The sequence below is a fragment of the Streptomyces sp. NPDC025806 genome (genome assembly GCF_055558275.1).
The window spans coordinates 125827-142137 of the sequence record NZ_JBVHMU010000007.1 but is presented as its reverse complement, the minus strand read 5'-3'; the positions used below and the strand labels follow the sequence as shown (position 1 = coordinate 142137).

Genomic DNA, 16311 nt, shown 5'->3' with positions numbered 1-16311 from the left:
CACCCGCCCCGCCCCCGTCCCCGACGAATCCTTGGACTCACCATGACGACCGACCACGGCGGCGACGTCCGTCTCACCGGGATCAGCAAGACGTACGACAACGGCTTCACGGCCGTACGTCCGCTCGACCTCACCGTGCCCCAGGGCTCCTTCTTCGCCCTCCTCGGCGCCTCCGGCTGCGGCAAGACCACCACCCTGCGCATGATCGCGGGCCTGGAGGAGCCGACCACCGGCACCGTCCTCCTCGGCGACCAGGACGTCACGAACCTGCCGCCCTACAAGCGGCCCGTGAACACCGTCTTCCAGTCGTACGCGCTCTTCCCGCACCTCGACATCTTCGAGAACATCGCCTTCGGCCTGCGCCGGCGCGGCATCAAGTCGGTGAAGAAGCAGGTCGACGAGATGCTCGACCTGGTCCAGCTCGGCGAGCACGCCCGCAAGAAGCCGCACCAGCTCTCCGGCGGCCAGCAGCAGCGCGTCGCGGTCGCCCGCGCCCTCATCAACCACCCCAAGGTGCTGCTCCTCGACGAGCCCCTCGGCGCCCTCGACCTCAAGCTGCGCCGCCAGATGCAGCTGGAGCTCAAGCGCATCCAGACCGAGGTCGGCATCACCTTCATCCACGTCACGCACGACCAGGAGGAGGCCATGACCATGGCCGACACCGTCGCCGTGATGAACCAGGGCGTCGTCGAACAGCTCGGTGCCCCCACCGACCTGTACGAGAACCCGCGCTCCACCTTCGTCGCCAACTTCCTCGGCACCTCGAACTTCATCGAGGCCGAGATCGCCGGCCGGGCGGGCGACGAGCTCACCCTGCGCGCGGGCGACGGCAAGCTGTCGCTGCCGGCCGAGCGCTGCACCGCGGACACCGGCGCGGGCGGCAAGGTCCTCGTCGGCGTACGCCCCGAGAAGATCTCCCTCACCCACGCCGACGACGCGGGCACCATCCCCGAGGACCGCAACCGCATCACCGGCACCATCGCCGACAGCAGCTTCATCGGCGTCTCCACGCAGTACGTCATCGACACCCCGCTCAGCGACTCGTTCGAGGTCTACGCCCAGAACATCGAGCGCGACGGCCGCCTCACGCCCGGCGCTGAGGTCGTCCTGCACTGGAACCCCGCGCACACGTTCGGCCTCGACGCGGACCAGGACGCCGAAGCGGGCGTGGAGAAGGTCTCGGAGGACACGGCCGCATGAGCACTGTCACCGAAGCGCCGCCACTGGCGCCCGCCCCGGCGGAGGAACCGCCCCGCAAGATCCGCAAGCGTGGCCGCCTCGTCCCGTACTGGCTGCTGCTGCCCGGCATCCTCTGGCTGATCGTCTTCTTCGCTCTGCCGATGGTCTACCAGGCCTCCACCTCGATCCAGCAGGGCTCCCTCGAGGACGGGTTCAAGGTCACCTGGCACTTCGCCACGTACTGGGACGCGCTCAGCGACTACTACCCGCAGTTCCTGCGCTCCGTCCTGTACGCCGGCTGCGCCACGATCCTGTGTCTGCTGCTCGGCTACCCGCTCGCCTACCTCATCGCGTTCCGCGCGGGCCGCTGGCGCAACGTCGTTCTCGTCCTGGTGATCGCCCCGTTCTTCACCAGCTTCCTCATCCGCACCCTCGCCTGGAAGACGATCCTCGCGGACGGCGGACCGGTCGTCGGCGCGCTCAACACCCTGCACGTCCTCGACGTGACGACCTGGCTCGGGATGACCGAGGGCGACCGCGTCCTCGCCACCCCGCTCGCCGTGGTCTGCGGCCTCACCTACAACTTCCTGCCGTTCATGATCCTGCCGCTCTACACCTCGCTGGAGCGGATCGACGGCCGGCTGCACGAGGCCGCGGGCGACCTCTACGCCTCGCCCGCCACCACCTTCCGCAAGGTGACCTTCCCGCTGTCGATGCCCGGCGTCGTCTCCGGCACCCTGCTCACCTTCATCCCGGCGGCCGGCGACTACGTGAACGCGGACCTCCTCGGCTCCACGGACACCCGCATGGTCGGCAACGTCATCCAGACGCAGTTCCTGCGCATCCTCGACTATCCGACCGCGGCGGCCCTCTCCTTCATCCTCATGGCGGCCATTCTCGTGATGGTCACCGTCTACATCCGGCGGGCCGGAACGGAGGACCTCGTCTGATGCGCTGGCTGCGGAAGAACCTCGTGGTGATCGCGGGTCTGATCACCCTCGCCTATCTCCTCCTGCCGAACGTCGTCGTCACGGCCTTCTCCTTCAACAAGCCGAAGGGCCGCTTCAACTACGAGTGGCAGGAGTTCAGCCTCGACGCCTGGAAGAACCCCTGCGGCGTCGCCGACATGTGCGGCTCGCTGTCGCTCAGCCTCCAGATCGCCCTGTGGGCCACGATCGGCGCGACCGTGCTCGGCACGATGATCGCCTTCGCCCTCGTCCGCTACCGCTTCCGGGCGCGCGGCGCGATCAACTCGCTGATCTTCCTGCCCATGGCGATGCCCGAGGTCGTCATGGCGGCCTCGCTGCTCACCCTGTTCCTCAACATGGGCGCCCAGCTGGGCTTCTGGACCATCCTGATCGCCCACATCATGTTCTGCCTCAGCTTCGTGGTGACCGCCGTCAAGGCGCGCGTCATGTCGATGGACCCGCGACTGGAACAGGCCGCACAGGACCTCTACGCCGGCCCCGTGCAGACCTTCCTCCGCGTCACCCTGCCCATCGCGGCACCGGGCATCGCGGCGGGCGCGCTGCTCGCCTTCGCGCTCTCCTTCGACGACTTCATCATCACGAACTTCAACGCGGGTTCCACGGTCACCTTCCCCATGTTCGTGTGGGGCTCGGCGCAGCGCGGCACACCCGTTCAGATCAATGTCATCGGTACGGCCATGTTCCTGGTCGCCGTACTGTGCGTCCTTGTCGGCATGTTCGCCGGCAAGCGAAAGAACAAGGTCGCCTGAGTCTCAGGGGACTGCTCATTTCTGAGGGAGTTGGAATCATGGCCGCTGGCGCCATGAATCGTCGGAGCCGCTGGACCGCCGCCCTCGCGGACGCCCAGCCCGTCGCGTACTGGCTGGACGACCCGGGGCGCCCGGCGGCGCTGCCCGCGCTGACCGGTGACGAGCGGTGCGACCTGCTCGTCGTCGGCGGCGGCTACAGCGGCCTGTGGACCGCGCTGATCGCCAAGGAGCGCGACCCCGGCCGGGACGTCGTCCTCGTCGAGGGCCGCGAGATCGGCTGGGCCGCCTCCGGGCGCAACGGCGGCTTCTGCGCCGCCTCCCTCACGCACGGCACGGCCAACGGGCTCGCCCGCTGGCCCGACGAGATCCACAAGCTGGAGGAGCTGGGCGCCGCCAACCTCGACGCGATCGAGGCGGCGGTCGCCCGCTACTCCATCGACTGCGACTTCGAGCGCACCGGCGAACTGGACGTGGCGACCCAGCCGCACCAGGTCGCCGAACTGCGCGAGTTCCACACCGAACTCCAGGAAGCCGGCCTCGCGGACGGCCTGGAGATGCTCGACGCCGACCAGACCCGCGAGCAGGTCGACTCGCCGACCTTCCTCGGCGCGCTGCACGACCGGCGCGGCGTCGCCATGCTCCACCCCGCCAAGCTCGCCTGGGGCCTCAAGCAGGCCTGCCTCGACCTCGGCGTCCGGATCTACGAGAACACGCCCGCGACCCAGCTGGCCTCCAACGGGGCGGGCCTCGCCGTCCGCACCCCGTACGGCCGGATCTTCGCCCGGCACGCCGCCCTCGGCACCAACGTCTTCCCGTCCCTGATCAAGCGCGTCCGCTCGTACACCGTCCCGGTCTACGACTACGCGCTGATGACCGAGCCGCTCAGCGCGGAGCAGCTGGCCTCGATCGGCTGGAAGAACCGCCAGGGTCTCGGCGACAGCGCCAACCAGTTCCACTACTTCCGGCTCTCCGCCGACAACCGGATCCTGTGGGGCGGCTACGACGCGATCTACCCGTACGGCGGGAAGGTGCGCGCCGAGCACGACCACCGGCCCGAGACCTACGCCAAGCTCGCGGACCACTTCTTCACCTGCTTCCCGCAGCTGGAGGGCCTGCGCTTCTCCCACGCGTGGGGCGGCGCGATCGACACCTGCTCGCGGTTCTCCGCGTTCTTCGGCACGGCGCACGGCGGGCGGGTCTCCTACGCCGCCGGGTACACCGGGCTCGGGGTCGGCGCGACCCGCTTCGGCGCGGACGTGATGCTGGACCTGCTGTCCGGCGAGCGCACCGAGCGCACCGAACTCGAGATGGTCCGCAAGAAGCCGCTCCCGTTCCCGCCCGAGCCGTTCGCCTACACCGGCATCGCGCTCACCAAGTGGTCGCTGGCCCGCGCCGACGACAACGGCGGCCGGCGCAACCTCTGGCTCAAGGCGATGGACTCCGTCGGCCTCGGCTTCGACAGCTGACGCCTGCTTTTTTGCCTACTCTTTCGCAGGCATGGGCGTAGGCGTCCCCTGATGGAAGTACAGCCGCCACCCGGCCTCCGGGTGGCGGCGCCACACCGAGCTGCGCCGCACGCGGCGGTCCCCTTCGTCCGTCCGGTACGTCAGATGCACGAGCCCCGGCGCGAGCAGGACGCCCGCCATCTCCGTGACCTCCACCGGGTGTTCGGGTTCGACCGGCGTCGAGCCCATCAGCTCCCGCATCGACGTCAGGTCCCAACGCCGCCCGGACGCCCCGAACTCGAAGAACTCCGGGTCGAGCAGGGCGCTCGCCTGCGCGTCGTCCCGGCGCACCGCCGGTTCGAGCAGGCGCAGTTCGCCGTCGATCGCCGCCTGGATCTGCCGCTCGTCGTCCGTCATGGGCGCACTGTAACGGACGGGCCCACGAAGAAGTCTGCTGAACTGGCGTAACGCGGCGCCCCCTTGCCCCTCTCGTCTGTGAACGGAACGCGTCACAGCAACAGGGAGGACTCGCCATGACGGACTCGGCGAACGGGCCGGCGGTCGAATGGCTCGCGTCGGTGGCGCCGGACCCGGCCGCCTGTCGCCGCGCCTGGGAGCGCGACCCGCAGGGTGTCGCGCTGCTGCCGGCGGGCCGGCGCTGGGACGTGCTGATCGTGCCGGCCGAACTCGGCTACCCGACCCTCGACGTGCTGACCCGCGTCATCGACCGGCCGGGCCCCGTCCTCGCCGACTTCGGCGACGCCCGCATGGGCTTCTTCGTCCCGGCCGGCACGGCGGCCCGCTGGCTCGGCACGGGGGTGCGGGGCGCGGGGTACGGGACCTGGATCGTGGTCCCGTACCCCGGCCGCACGACCGGAGCCGTCCGCTGGCTGGTCCCACCCGACGGCTCGGGCACCCTCACGGACCCGACGGTCCTCGAACTGTCCCTGCACGAGGCGGCGGCGGGCCCGAGCCGCCCGGGCTAGGGCGTGTGTCGAAAGTCCCGCCTGCCCCGCGGCGCCCGGCACGCACGCTCGCGGCGTTGCCGAAACGACCTGATAGCTCCGCTATGAGGACGCTCCGGCGCCTTGCGATCGCACGCACCGGACACCGCGGGGCCCGCCCTTCGGGCGGACGACGGGACTTTCGACACACGCCCTAGCGCCGGTGAGGGATCAGCCGGTGGTCCAGATGACCGGCTTGTCGCTGTACGCGTCGCCCTCGTCGAACTCGGCACCCGTGACATCGCCGCTGCGCGACGCGGCGAGCGAGCAGGTCTCGAACGACGCTCCCTTGCCGAACTCGGCGGGCGCGGACTCCTTGTCGCACTTGCCCGGGATGTCGCCGATCAGCGAGACGCCCGTGCTCTGCCCGCCGTCGAGCAGGCCCCTCAGCTGCACGTACGCGCGCGACAGGTCGGTGGCGCCGACGTTCTCCACCTTCATCTTGATGAAGTACGGCGTCAGGCCCTTCGCCCGTGCGCCGAACTGGGACATGTCGGCCTCGGCGCCCTTGTCGATCGCCGTGACGGTGATCGCGAGGGTGCCCTTCTTCTTGGCGTACTCGAAGGGGAGGACCGCCTTGTCGCCGACCTTGAGCCCGGAGCCCGGCGCGGTGACATCACCCGCGGGCTGGGCGTCGCCGCCCGCGTTCTCGGCGCTGTCGGCGCTCGGGCTCTCCTGTTCCGGCGTGGGCGCCGTCGCCGCCGGCGACTCCTTCTCCGCCGCCTTGTCCTCGCCGTCGCCGCCGCAGGCGGTGAGTCCGAGGCCGAACGTGGTGACCAGAACGGCCGTCAGTGCGATACGCGCCTTGCGCATGTGCCAAACCCTCGCTTTGGGTGAGTTGTCCGCCGATGCGGCGATGTCCCGCGCAGTTTGTCAGGCCTGTGTGCATATTTGGTGCGCGTGAGGTGGCGGAGACGTCGGGGCACGCCGCGTCCCACCCGAGCGAGGGTTATTCAGCGGCCGGTTCGCGGCGTGCCACGCGGACCCCGATCGTGCCCACGACCAGGAGCAGAGCGACCGTGCCCAGGGTGAACGACTCGAAGGAGAGGCGGGAGACGCCCCACGCGTCCATGAAGTCGTACTCGATACCGAAGAGGCCTTCGAGGACGCCGGGGAACAGGGCCGACCAGGAGCCGACCAGGATCCACGCGTACACGAGACCGGCGCAGGCGAGGAAGCCCCGGTCACCGAAGGGCACCCGGTACGGCCGCTCGACCTCGGGCCGGCGCAGCCGGAGCAGGACGAGGGCGGGCACGACGACGAGGTACGACAGCAGCAGCGTCGTCACGGCGACGGTGAGCACCACGGCGAAGACGGCTCCGGCGTCCCCGGCGGCGAGCTGCATGGCGGTCAGCATGAACACCGTGGCCACCGCACCGGAGAGCAGGTTGGTGCGGACCGGCGTGCCCAGCTTCGGGTGGAAGGCGCCGAGCTTGCGCGTGAAGAAGCCGCCGTCGGCCGCGGCCATGGCCTGCATCCGGTCGCTGACGATCATCCAGGCGCTGCCCTGCGTCAGGAGGGCGAAGACGAACATCACGGCGGTGGTGGTCAGCAGGGGACCGGCGGCCGGACCGTAGACGCCGAAGACGAGCCGCGCGCCCTCCATGAAGCCGCCGATGCCGGTGACCTGCTTGACGGGGACGACGGCGAGCAGGGCGAGCACGGGCAGCAGGTAGCAGGCGGCGGCGACGGTCGCCGAGCGGCCGAGCGCCGCGGGCACGTCCTTCTGCGGGTCGTGCATCTCCTCGCCGGCGGCGTTGGGTGCCTCGAAGCCGACGTACGCGAACAGCAGGATCGGCACGAGGGCCAGGAAGCCGGCCGCGGTCGGGCTGAAGTGTGCCTCGGCCAGCCCGTGGAAGCCGTGCTCGATGCCGTAGAGCGTGGCGGTGAGGGTGAACAGCGCGAGGGACAGCACCTTGACCAGGGCGCCGAGGGTGGTGATCCACTTGCCGCGGCTCAGCGACACCACGGCGGTGAGGATCGCGGCCCACACGAACAGCAGCTTGAAGACGTAGTCGGCGACGGTGCCCGAGCCGAGGTGGAAGACGAACCCGTCCCATGTCTCGGCGGCGAGGAAGACCAGCGAACCGCCCAGCCAGATCGGGTTGGTGACCCAGTAGAAGAGGGTGGTGAGGGCGGCCGCCGGCCGGCCCAGCGCCAGCTTCACCCAGACGTACGGGCCGCCCTCCTGCGGGAACGCGGCGCCGGTCTCGGCGAACAGCAGGGCGTAGGGGACCAGGAAGAACAGGGCGAGCGCCGCGGTCCAGGTGACCGCCTCGCCGCCGCCGGTGGCGATCTGCCCGACGGTGTCGAAGGAGATGACCGCGGCGATGGCCATGGCGGTGATGTCGAAGCGCTTGAGGCTGCGCTGCAGCCCGGCCGGGGCGTCCGGCGTCTCGTCGGCGGCGTGCGGTGCGGCGGGGGAGAGGTGGGAGGACACGGGCAGTTCCTTGGCGGGGTAGAGGGGACTGCGGGACTGCGGGGGCGGCGGAGGGCCGCGGGACGGTGTGGGATCCGTGTCGGGTGGAGCGGCGACGGGGGAGGCCCGGCGGGGACCGGGCCTCCCGGGCGGGGTCAGGCCCCGCGGATCTCGCCCGTCGGCGCGGTGCGCTCCAGCACACCGCGCAGCGCGGACGCCGCCTCCTTGGCCTCGGCCTCGGTCATGATCAGCGGCGGCGACAGCACCAGGCTGTGCGCGGAGTCGCGGACGATGACTCCGGTCTCGCGACGGATCACGTCGTGCGGCATGTTGGCCGGGTCGAGCGGCAGCGGCACGCGCGTCTCGCGGTCCTCGACCAGCTCGACGGCGAGCATCATGCCGACCGAGCGGATCTCGCCGACGATCGGCAGCTCGCCCAGCTGCGCCTGGAGTTCGGCGTGCAGGAAGGCGCCCATGGTGGTGGCGCGGCCGAGGAGGCCCTCCTTCTCGATGATGTCGAGGTTCGCGAGGGCGACCGCCGTGGCGACGGGGTGGCCGTTGTACGTGTAGCCCATCGGGAAGCCGTGGTCGCGCAGCAGCACCTCGGCGACCTGGTCCGCGACGAGCAGCGCGCCCAGCGGCACGTAGCCCGAGGTGATGCCCTTGGCGGTGACGATGATGTCGGGCGTCACGCCGAAGTGCTGGGCGGCGAACCACTGGCCCACGCGCCCGTACGCCGTGACGACCTCGTCGAAGATCAGCAGGATGCCGTGCCGGTCCAGGACCTCGCGCACCCGCGGCCAATAGTCGGCCGGCGGGACGAGCATGCCGCCGACGCCCATGATCGGCTCACCGATCATCGCCGCGATCTTGTCCGGGCCGATCTCCGCGATCCGCTCCTCCAGTTCGCGGATCAGGAAGTCCGTGACCTGCTCCGGCGTGGAGGCCTCGCCGCCGTACAGCTCCGAGCGGTACGGCCACGGCGGGGTGAGGTGGCTGACGTGCGGCATCATCGGGGCGAAGCCCTCGTGGTACAGCGGGAAGCCGGTCGCGGAGCCGCCGCCGTAGCCGATGCCGTGGTACGCCTTGCTGCGCGCGAGGATCCACGTGCGGTCGGTGACGCCGCGCCGGTGGTGGTAGTAGCGGGCCATCTTGATGGCCGCCTCGTTGCCCTCGGAGCCGCCCGACGTGAAGTACACGTGGTTCAGCGGATCGGGCGCGATCTCGGCGAGGCGGGCGGCGAGCGCGATGGCGCGGTCGTTGGAGAACTCCCAGAAGCTGGTGAAGTACTCCAGCTTCTTCATCTGCTCGCGGGCGACGTCCGCCAGGTCCTCGCGGCCGTGACCGACCTGCGCGAGCCACAGACCGCCGGTCGCGTCGAGGTAGCCGCGCCCCTCGGAGTCGGTGAGCCGGCAGCCGGAGCCCTCGGTCATGACGACGCGCTCGGTCGCGGAGCCCGGCAGGTACGGGTGGATGATGTGCGCCCGGTCGAGGCGGGCGAGTTCGGCTGCGTCGTGGGTCATGGCGGTGGTGCTCCCTTGTTGCTCGTGGGCGTGGCGGGGACGTGGTCGGGGCGGCCGGGCGGCGGTGCGCCGGTCAGCCGTAAGCGATCCAGGTGGTCTTCCGGCCGGTGTACTTGTCGAAGGAGTGCAGCGAGAGGTCGCGTCCGTGGCCGGACTGCTTGAAGCCGCCGAACGGGGTGAACGGGCTGAGCGCGTCCACGGTGTTCACGGAGACGGTGCCGGCGGTGAGGGCGTCGCAGACGCGGTGCGCGCGGGCGAGGTCGCGGGTCCACACGCTGGCCGCGAGCCCGTACACGGAGTCGTTCGCGAGCCGGACCGCCTCGGCCTCGTCGCGGAACGGCACGACGGTGAGGACGGGGCCGAAGAGCTCCTCGCGGACCAGCGGGGCGTCCGGGCCGAGGCCGGTGACGATCGTGGGGTCGACATAGGCGCCCTCGCGGTCCGGGCGGGTGCCGCCGCACACGACGGTGCCGCCCGAGGCCGCGACCGCCGCGACGATCCGCTCGGCCTGCGCCTCGTCGACGAGCGGGCCGAGCCGGGTGGCCGGGTCCAGCGGGTCGCCGGGCAGCCAGCCGCGCGCGTGCTCGGCCACCCTCGCGGTGAACTCCTCGGCGACCGAGGCCTCCACGAGCAGGCGGGTGTTGGCGGAGCAGACCTGCCCGGTGTTGTAGAGGAAGCCCCAGGCGGCGCGCTCGGCGGCGGCCTCCAGATCGGCGTCCGCGAAGACGACGTTGGGGCTCTTGCCGCCGGCCTCCGGCCAGACCTGCTTCATGTTCGACTCGGCGGCGTAGCCGAGGAAGCGCCGGGCGACGGCCGTGGAGCCGGTGAAGACGAGCGTGTCCACGTCCGGGTGCAGTCCGAGTGCGCGGCCGGTCACGTCCCCGGGGCCCGGCACCACGTTGAGCACGCCGTCGGGCAGCCCGGCCTCGGCGGCCAGCTCGGCCAGGCGCAGGGCCGACAGGGGTGACTGCTCGGCGGGCTTCAGCACGACGCTGTTGCCCGCGGCCAGGGCGGGGGCCAGCTTCCAGGTCGCGATGTCCAGCGGGAAGTTCCACGGCACGACCGCGCCGACCACGCCGAGCGGGGCCCGGCGGACCAGCGCCAGATTCCCGGGCGGGGCCGGGGCGACCTCGTCGTAGAGCTTGTCGACGGCCTCCGCGTACCAGGCGAAGACGCCGGCCGCGCCGGGCACGTCCGTGCCGAAGGACTCGGCGATCGGCTTGCCCATGTCGAGGGTGTCGCACAGGGCGAGCTCCTCGGCGTTCTCCTCGATCAGCCGGGACAGGGCGAGCAGCACGCGCCGGCGCTCCGCCGGAGCGGTGCGCGACCAGCGGCCGTCCTCGAACGAGGTCCGCGCCGCGGCCACCGCCCGGTCCACGTCCGCCGGGCAGGCGGCGGCGACCTCGGCGACGGTCTTGCCCGTCGCCGGGTTCACGGTCGGGACGTACCCGGTGTCACCCGTGGGGTCGCTCCAGGCTCCGTCGATGAACAGGCGCGTGCGCGGCACGAGCTCGGCGGCGCGCTGCCGCCACTGCGAGTACGTCGTCATGGTGTGGCCTTCGCTTACGAGGTGAGGCGAGGTGAAGTGAGACGAGATGAGGCGAGGTGAGACGAGATGAGGCGAGGTGAGACAGGGGCCCGGCTCCCCGGGGGACCCCCGGGATCTGTGTGCATCGGGCTGTGCTCGACAGGTCGCGTTCTTTGAGCTGAGATTCAAACAATTGCCGAAGCGCCCGTCAATGCTCCCGGCGGACTCTTCTTGCAGAAATTGGTCCGGGTGGCAGAGAATCCCCGCCATGGGGAAAGTGGGCAGGCCGAGGAACCAGACGGCGCGCAGAGAGGCCCTCGTCACGGCGGCGGGGCGGGCCATCGCGCAGCGCGGACTCGAGGGCCTGCGGATCAAGGACATCGCCGACGAGGCGGGCGTCTCGCAGGGCTCGGTGCTGTACTACTACCCCGAGCTCGGCGACCTCGTCCTCGAGGTGCACCGCGGCGCCGTGGAGAGCTTCCTGTCCTCGCGCCAGCAGGCCTACGAGGACGCCCCGGCCGGCGACGCCGTGGCCCGCCTGCGGGCCCTGGTCGCCAGCGGCCTGCCCGACAGCACCGAGAACGCCGAGCACGGACTGCTCTACGAACTGCACCGGCGCGCCGGCCGCAGCCCCGGCCACGCCGAACTCATGACCTCGCTCTACGCCCGCGAGGTCGCGCTCTACACGACGGCGCTCGAAGTCGGTGCCGCCACCGGCGCGTTCACCCTCGGCGCGAGCGCCCGCGATCTCGCGCACGGGCTCGTCGCCATGGAGGACGGGTACGGGCTGCACATCATCAGCCACAACGCGGCGGTGCGGCCCGAGAGCGCCCGCGCGCTGATCCTGGCCCACGCACGGGCGATCACGGGCTGCGCCGAGCTCTGAGCGGTCTTTGAAATCTGGTTCAGAACACCTGGGTCGGGCCGGTGTCGCGCGCGATGTCCCGCAGCACGTCCCGCACCGCGCGGGCCCGGGCCGTCTGCGTCACGCCCTTCACCGACGCGATCCGTACGTCGAGCGGCGGCCCCGGATCGCGCAGCTCCAGCTCCGCGACCTCGCCGCCGCCGTACGTCTGGGTGATCGGCAGCCGCTGGTTGAGCAGTGAGAAGCCGAGCCCGCGCGCAACCAGCGAGCGGACCGTCTCGTAGCTCTGGGTGCGGTAGCGCACGTCGGGGGAGACGCCGGCCGCGGCGAGCAGCGAGCGGAAGTAGTCGCGGCTGTGCGGCAGGTCGAGCAGCACCAGGGGCTCCGTAGCCAGCTCCGCCAGGTGCACCGGGCCCCGCCCGGCCAGCGGGTGGCCCGCCGCGACGACCGCGTACGCCGGGGCCCGTGCGACCGTCTCGCCGTGCAGCTCCGGCTCGGCCGACAGGCCCAGACCGTAGGCGAGCGCGAAGTCGACCCGGCCCGCCTTCAGCGCCTCCACGAGCTGGTCGGTCTCGCCCTCCACCACGTTCACCTCGATGCCCGGATGGCGCCGGGTGCACTCGGTGAACAGGCGCGGCAGATAGTGCGGGGCCAGGGTCACGAAGCAGCCGACCGTCACCGGGCCGGTGAGCGCGTCGCCCTCGCCCCGGGCCTCCCGCTCCATCTCCCGTGCCCGGGCGAGGAGTTCACGGGCCTGGTGCTGCAGCCGCTCCCCGGCCGGGGTCAGGGTCAGGCCCTTGCCCCGGCGCCGGATGAACAGCTGCGCCGACAGGTCGTTCTCCAGGTTGTGGATCGCCGCGGAGACCGCGGACTGGGCGATGTGGAGCTCCGCCGACGCCTCCGACATCGACCCCCGCTCCGCCGCCACGAGGAAGTAGCGCAGCTGAACGAGGGTGAACCCCACCGGTGATGTCATGCCCGACCCTTGCGCCCGTGTCCCGTTTCCGTGGCGACCCTACCGGCGGCGCGGTCGATGCCCGTCCAGGCCAGGGCCACGGCCCCGTCGAGCAGCGCCCGTTCGGCGGGGCCGCCCACGCAGTGCGCGGCGAACTCCCGCTGGTGGTTGGTCGCGGGCAGCGAGCCGATGCCGAGGTACGGGTGGATCGCGGGCACCACCTGCGACACGTTGCCCATGTCGGTCGACGCGCGGTTCATGCGCGCCGCCTGACCGGGCGGGGCGAACTCCCGGCCCAGCGCCACCGCGTTCGCCCGGTACTGGGCCAGCGCGCCCTCGTCCGCGCGGAACTCCGCGTACGGCTTGCTCTCCGCCTCGACGCTCAGCTCGCAGCCGGTCGCGAGGGCGCCGGCCTCGAACGCCCGCATCACGCGCGGTTCGAGCTCGGCGAGTTCGGCGAGCGTCTCGGCCCGTACGTACCAACGGCCCGTCGCCCGCTCGGGGATGGCGTTCGGCGCGTCACCGGCGTGCGTGACGACGCCGTGCACCCGGGCCGAGGGCGGGAGTTGCTGGCGCAGCAGCCCGATCGCGACCTGGGCGACGGTGAACGCGTCGGCCGCGTTGATGCCCGCCTCCGGGTAGGCCGCGGCGTGCGCGGACTTCCCCGTGTACGCGATCTTCGAGTGGCTGACCGCGAAGGGCCGGGCCTCGGCCACGTCGACGGGCGCGGGGTGCACCATCATCGCCAGGTCCACGCCCTGGAACGCGCCCCGGTCGAGCAGCTCGATCTTGCCGCCGCCGCCCTCCTCGGCCGGGGTCCCGTACACCTCGACGGTGAGCCCCGCCTCGTCGGCGACGGCGGCCAGGCCCAGGGCGGCGCCCACCGCGCTCGCGGCGATGAGGTTGTGCCCGCACGCGTGCCCCAGGCCGGGCAGCGCGTCGTACTCCGCACACAGCGCGATCCGCACCGGGCCGCTGCCGAACCGGGCGTGGAACGCGGTGTCGAGCCCCAGGTAGGAGACGGTCACGTCGAACCCGGCGCGCTCCAGGAGCGCGGGCACGGCGGCTGCCGCCCGGTGCTCCTCCCACGCGGTCTCCGGGTCGGCGTGCAGCCGCTCCGACAGGGCGATCAGCGCTTCCGCGTGCCGCGCGACGACCGCCCGGGACGCTTCCTTGAGCCGCTCCATCACAGGTCTCCCGGCACGCCGTACGACGGCGCCGACGCCGGGTCGAGTCCGCGCCGCACGTAGTCGTCGCGCTGCGGCAGCCAGACGTCCACCAGCTCGGCGAGCCGGTCGATCGGGTCCTCGGCCCAGTCCACGCGCAGGTCGGTGACCCGCCAGCCGGCGTCGGCGACGACCGCGAGCCCGGCGGAGTGCACGGGCCCCTCCTCGCCGCCGGCCTCCAGGGCGGCCCGCATGGCGACGATCAGGCGCTCCTCCAGCTCGCCCGTGGCGGCGGCGAAGGCGTCCAGCAGGACGCCCGGGACGTGGGCCCCGGAGAGCATGTTGCCCGCGGCCACCGCGCCGTCCATGGTCGCCGTCGCGTGGGTGCCGAGGGTCTGCGCACCGCTGAAGGCGAAGCCGGGGCCGGAGCGGCCGAGGACCGTCAACTGCCGGTACTGGATGCTCTTCTCGTTGCGCGGGTGCCCGGTGACCGCATCGAGGGCGCGCTCCCCGTCGCCGTGCTCCGCGAGGGCGTCGAGGAGGTCGGCGCCCAGCGTGGGATCGGTGACGTTCTGGGACGCCGCCGCTCCGACGCCCGGCCGCAGATGGGCGACGCGCGCGGCGACCGCGGGGCTCGACGAGCTGACCGCGATGCCGAACCGCCCGCCGTCGCGCACCACCAGGGAGAACGTCACGCGCCCTCACCACCCGGGATCACGGCGATCGCGTCGATCTCGCACAGCCACTCCGGCCGGGCGAGCGCGGAGACGACCAGACCGGTGGAGATGGGGTGGACCCCCTTGGTCCAGCGGCCCACCGTGCGGTACACGGCCTCGCGGTAGCGCGGGTCGACGAGGTAGATCGTCAGCTTGACCAGGTGCTCCGTACGGGCACCGGCCTCTTCGAGCAGCATCTTGATGTTGGCCATGGCCTGCTCGGCCTGGGCCTCGGCGTCCCCGACGCCCACGGACTCGCTCGTGTCGAGGTCCTGGCCGATCTGCCCGCGCACGTACACGGTGTTCCCGGCGACGACCGCCTGGCACAGGTCGTTGTCGAGGCTCTGCTCGGGATAGGTGTCACGGGTGTTGAACGGGCGGACGCGGGTGTGTCCGCCGACGACGATCGGCGCGGCGTGGCTGCTGGAGGTCATCAACTGCTCCTCAGTCCTGGTGGGTTACGGGTGCGGTGGCGTCCTGGGCGAGGTAGCCGCGCTGGATCGCGATGTGGTCGGCGACGTGGCGGGCGTCGTGCCAGACGCCCCAGATGAAGCTGGAGCCGCGGCGCGAGAGCCACGGCAGGCCGAGGAAGTACACGCCGGGCTCGGTGGACACGCCGCGCCGCTGCGCGGGCCGGCCCTGCTCGTCGAACGCGTCGACCTGGAGCCAGCCGTAGTCGGCGGTGTATCCGGTGGCCCACACGATCGAGGTGATCCCGGCTGCGGCCGGGTCGAGCCGCTCGCGGGGCGCGGTCACACAGTCCGGCTCCGGGCCGAGGACGTGCGCCTCGGGCTCCTCGGGCAGATCGAGCCCGTTGCGCTCCACGTACGCGTCGGCCGCGCGCAGCAGCGCGAGGTACTTCTCGTCACCGGCGGCGATGTTCCCGGCGAGATCCGGGGCGATGCGCAGCACACCGTCCTCGTACGCCTCCGTCATGCCGAGGAGTTCGATCCCGTCGGCGGCCAGCGTGCGGAAGTCCACCGTGTGGCCGCCGCGCGCGCCGCTGACCGCGATGGTCACATGCTCGGCGCCCTGCGGCGGCGTCTCCGCGTCCCAGAGCCCGAGCACCCCGAGCCACCAGCAGAAGTCGCGGCCGCGGTACGAGCGCGGCGGACGGTCGTGCGGCCCGACGGACAGGAACACCCGGCGCCCGGACCGGCGCAGCTCGTCGGCGATCTGCACCCCGGACGACCCGGCGCCGACGACGAGGACCGCGCCCTCGGGCAGCTGCCCCGGATTGCGGTACGCGTGGGAGTGGATCTGCACGGGGACGGCGCCGTCCGGCACGATCGGCGGGAACACCGGCCGCTGGAACGGACCGGTGGCCGCCACGACGTAGCGCGTGTCGATGCTCCCCGCGGACGTCTCGACCCGGAACCCGGGCCGCCCGGCGTGCCGCCGCACCGAGGTCACCTCGACGCCGCACCGCACGGGCGCGTCGATCTTCTCGGCGTACGCGGCGAAGTAGTCGGCGACCTGGTCCTTGCCGGCGAACGCGCCGGGCTCGACGTCCGCGAACTCCATCCCGGGGAACCGGTCGTGCCACGCGGGCCCGTTCGCGACGAGGGAGTCCCAGCGGCCGGTCCGCCACCGCTCGGCGATCCGGTCCCGTTCGAGCACGAGGTGCGGGACGCCGTGGGCCCCCAGGTGCTCGCTCATGGCCACCCCGGCCTGCCCGGCCCCGACGACGACCACTTCGGTCACTTCACTCGACATGTCAGCCTCCCTCCGGCGGCAGCGCCTCCCGGTGTCGCGCTGACGCCCCGAGCTGCC

Annotated in this window: 16 protein-coding genes; 6 read left to right on the top strand and 10 right to left on the bottom strand. The window is 72.1% G+C overall.

Features of this window, described 5'->3' with window-relative positions:
- The first annotated feature begins 42 nt into the window (after positions 1-42).
- The 4 genes from ACZ4E1_RS18260 to ACZ4E1_RS18245 are packed head-to-tail and all read left to right on the top strand — an operon-like array spanning position 43 to position 4383.
- Positions 43-1200: an ABC transporter ATP-binding protein gene (locus ACZ4E1_RS18260; RefSeq protein WP_467540285.1), complete on the top strand. Its 1158-nt coding sequence runs from the start codon at positions 43-45 to the stop codon at positions 1198-1200.
- The gene (locus ACZ4E1_RS18255; RefSeq protein ID WP_467540283.1) at positions 1197-2129 is read left to right on the top strand and encodes an ABC transporter permease; all 933 of its coding nucleotides are present in this window, start codon (positions 1197-1199) and stop codon (positions 2127-2129) included. The genes ACZ4E1_RS18260 and ACZ4E1_RS18255 overlap by 4 nt, the downstream gene beginning before the upstream one ends.
- Positions 2129-2917 carry an ABC transporter permease gene (locus tag ACZ4E1_RS18250; RefSeq protein WP_188336575.1) on the top strand — a complete coding sequence of 263 codons (789 nt, stop codon included), beginning with the start codon at positions 2129-2131 and terminating at the stop codon, positions 2915-2917. The genes ACZ4E1_RS18255 and ACZ4E1_RS18250 overlap by 1 nt, the downstream gene beginning before the upstream one ends.
- Positions 2918-2955: 38 nt before the next feature.
- A complete protein-coding gene (locus tag ACZ4E1_RS18245) occupies positions 2956-4383 on the top strand; it encodes an NAD(P)/FAD-dependent oxidoreductase (protein WP_467540281.1) in 1428 nt (475 codons plus the stop codon).
- A 15-nt stretch (positions 4384-4398) separates the two neighbouring features.
- On the opposite strand, the gene ACZ4E1_RS18240 is transcribed toward ACZ4E1_RS18245, so the two are convergent.
- The gene (locus tag ACZ4E1_RS18240) at positions 4399-4779 is read right to left on the bottom strand and encodes a DUF4440 domain-containing protein (protein ID WP_467540279.1); all 381 of its coding nucleotides are present in this window, start codon (positions 4777-4779) and stop codon (positions 4399-4401) included.
- A gap of 116 nt (positions 4780-4895) precedes the next feature.
- Between ACZ4E1_RS18240 and ACZ4E1_RS18235 the strand changes: the two genes are divergently transcribed.
- On the top strand, positions 4896-5348 hold the full coding sequence (locus ACZ4E1_RS18235; RefSeq protein WP_467540277.1) for a hypothetical protein: 453 nt from the start codon (positions 4896-4898) through the stop codon (positions 5346-5348).
- Between the two features lie 189 nt (positions 5349-5537).
- Here ACZ4E1_RS18235 and ACZ4E1_RS18230 read toward each other — a convergent pair whose 3' ends face one another.
- The 4 genes from ACZ4E1_RS18230 to ACZ4E1_RS18215 all read right to left on the bottom strand — a co-directional run bounded on the left by ACZ4E1_RS18230 (position 5538) and on the right by ACZ4E1_RS18215 (position 10857).
- Entirely contained in the window at positions 5538-6179 is a 642-nt protein-coding gene (locus tag ACZ4E1_RS18230; RefSeq protein WP_467540275.1) for a hypothetical protein, read from the bottom strand.
- Positions 6180-6315: 136 nt separating this feature from the next.
- Positions 6316-7806 carry an APC family permease gene (locus ACZ4E1_RS18225; RefSeq protein WP_467540273.1) on the bottom strand — a complete coding sequence of 497 codons (1491 nt, stop codon included), beginning with the start codon at positions 7804-7806 and terminating at the stop codon, positions 6316-6318.
- 134 nt (positions 7807-7940) lie between these two features.
- Positions 7941-9308, bottom strand: a complete 1368-nt coding sequence (locus tag ACZ4E1_RS18220; RefSeq protein WP_467540271.1) for an aminotransferase family protein — start codon at positions 9306-9308, stop codon at positions 7941-7943.
- A gap of 73 nt (positions 9309-9381) precedes the next feature.
- Positions 9382-10857 (bottom strand): aldehyde dehydrogenase, encoded by a 1476-nt coding sequence (locus ACZ4E1_RS18215; RefSeq protein WP_467540269.1) that lies wholly within the window; start codon positions 10855-10857, stop codon positions 9382-9384.
- Positions 10858-11104: 247 nt separating this feature from the next.
- On the opposite strand from ACZ4E1_RS18215, the gene ACZ4E1_RS18210 reads away from it, so the two are divergent.
- Complete coding sequence (locus tag ACZ4E1_RS18210) at positions 11105-11722, top strand: TetR/AcrR family transcriptional regulator (RefSeq protein WP_467540267.1); 618 nt, start codon at positions 11105-11107, stop codon at positions 11720-11722.
- A gap of 19 nt (positions 11723-11741) precedes the next feature.
- Here ACZ4E1_RS18210 and ACZ4E1_RS18205 read toward each other — a convergent pair whose 3' ends face one another.
- From ACZ4E1_RS18205 to ACZ4E1_RS18185, 5 genes are read right to left on the bottom strand one after another with little or no spacing between them, the layout of a single operon-like run.
- Entirely contained in the window at positions 11742-12677 is a 936-nt protein-coding gene (locus ACZ4E1_RS18205; RefSeq protein WP_467540265.1) for a LysR family transcriptional regulator, read from the bottom strand.
- Positions 12674-13843, bottom strand: coding sequence for a M20 family metallopeptidase (locus tag ACZ4E1_RS18200; RefSeq protein WP_467540263.1), 1170 nt, complete (start codon positions 13841-13843; stop codon positions 12674-12676). Before ACZ4E1_RS18200 ends, ACZ4E1_RS18205 begins: the two co-directional genes overlap by 4 nt.
- A complete protein-coding gene (locus tag ACZ4E1_RS18195; RefSeq protein ID WP_467540261.1) occupies positions 13843-14517 on the bottom strand; it encodes a DUF1028 domain-containing protein in 675 nt (224 codons plus the stop codon). Before ACZ4E1_RS18195 ends, ACZ4E1_RS18200 begins: the two co-directional genes overlap by 1 nt.
- Complete coding sequence (locus ACZ4E1_RS18190) at positions 14514-14972, bottom strand: RidA family protein (protein WP_467540259.1); 459 nt, start codon at positions 14970-14972, stop codon at positions 14514-14516. Before ACZ4E1_RS18190 ends, ACZ4E1_RS18195 begins: the two co-directional genes overlap by 4 nt.
- Positions 14973-14982: 10 nt before the next feature.
- Positions 14983-16254, bottom strand: coding sequence for a flavin-containing monooxygenase (locus ACZ4E1_RS18185; protein WP_467540257.1), 1272 nt, complete (start codon positions 16252-16254; stop codon positions 14983-14985).
- Between the last annotated feature and the right edge of the window lie 57 nt (positions 16255-16311).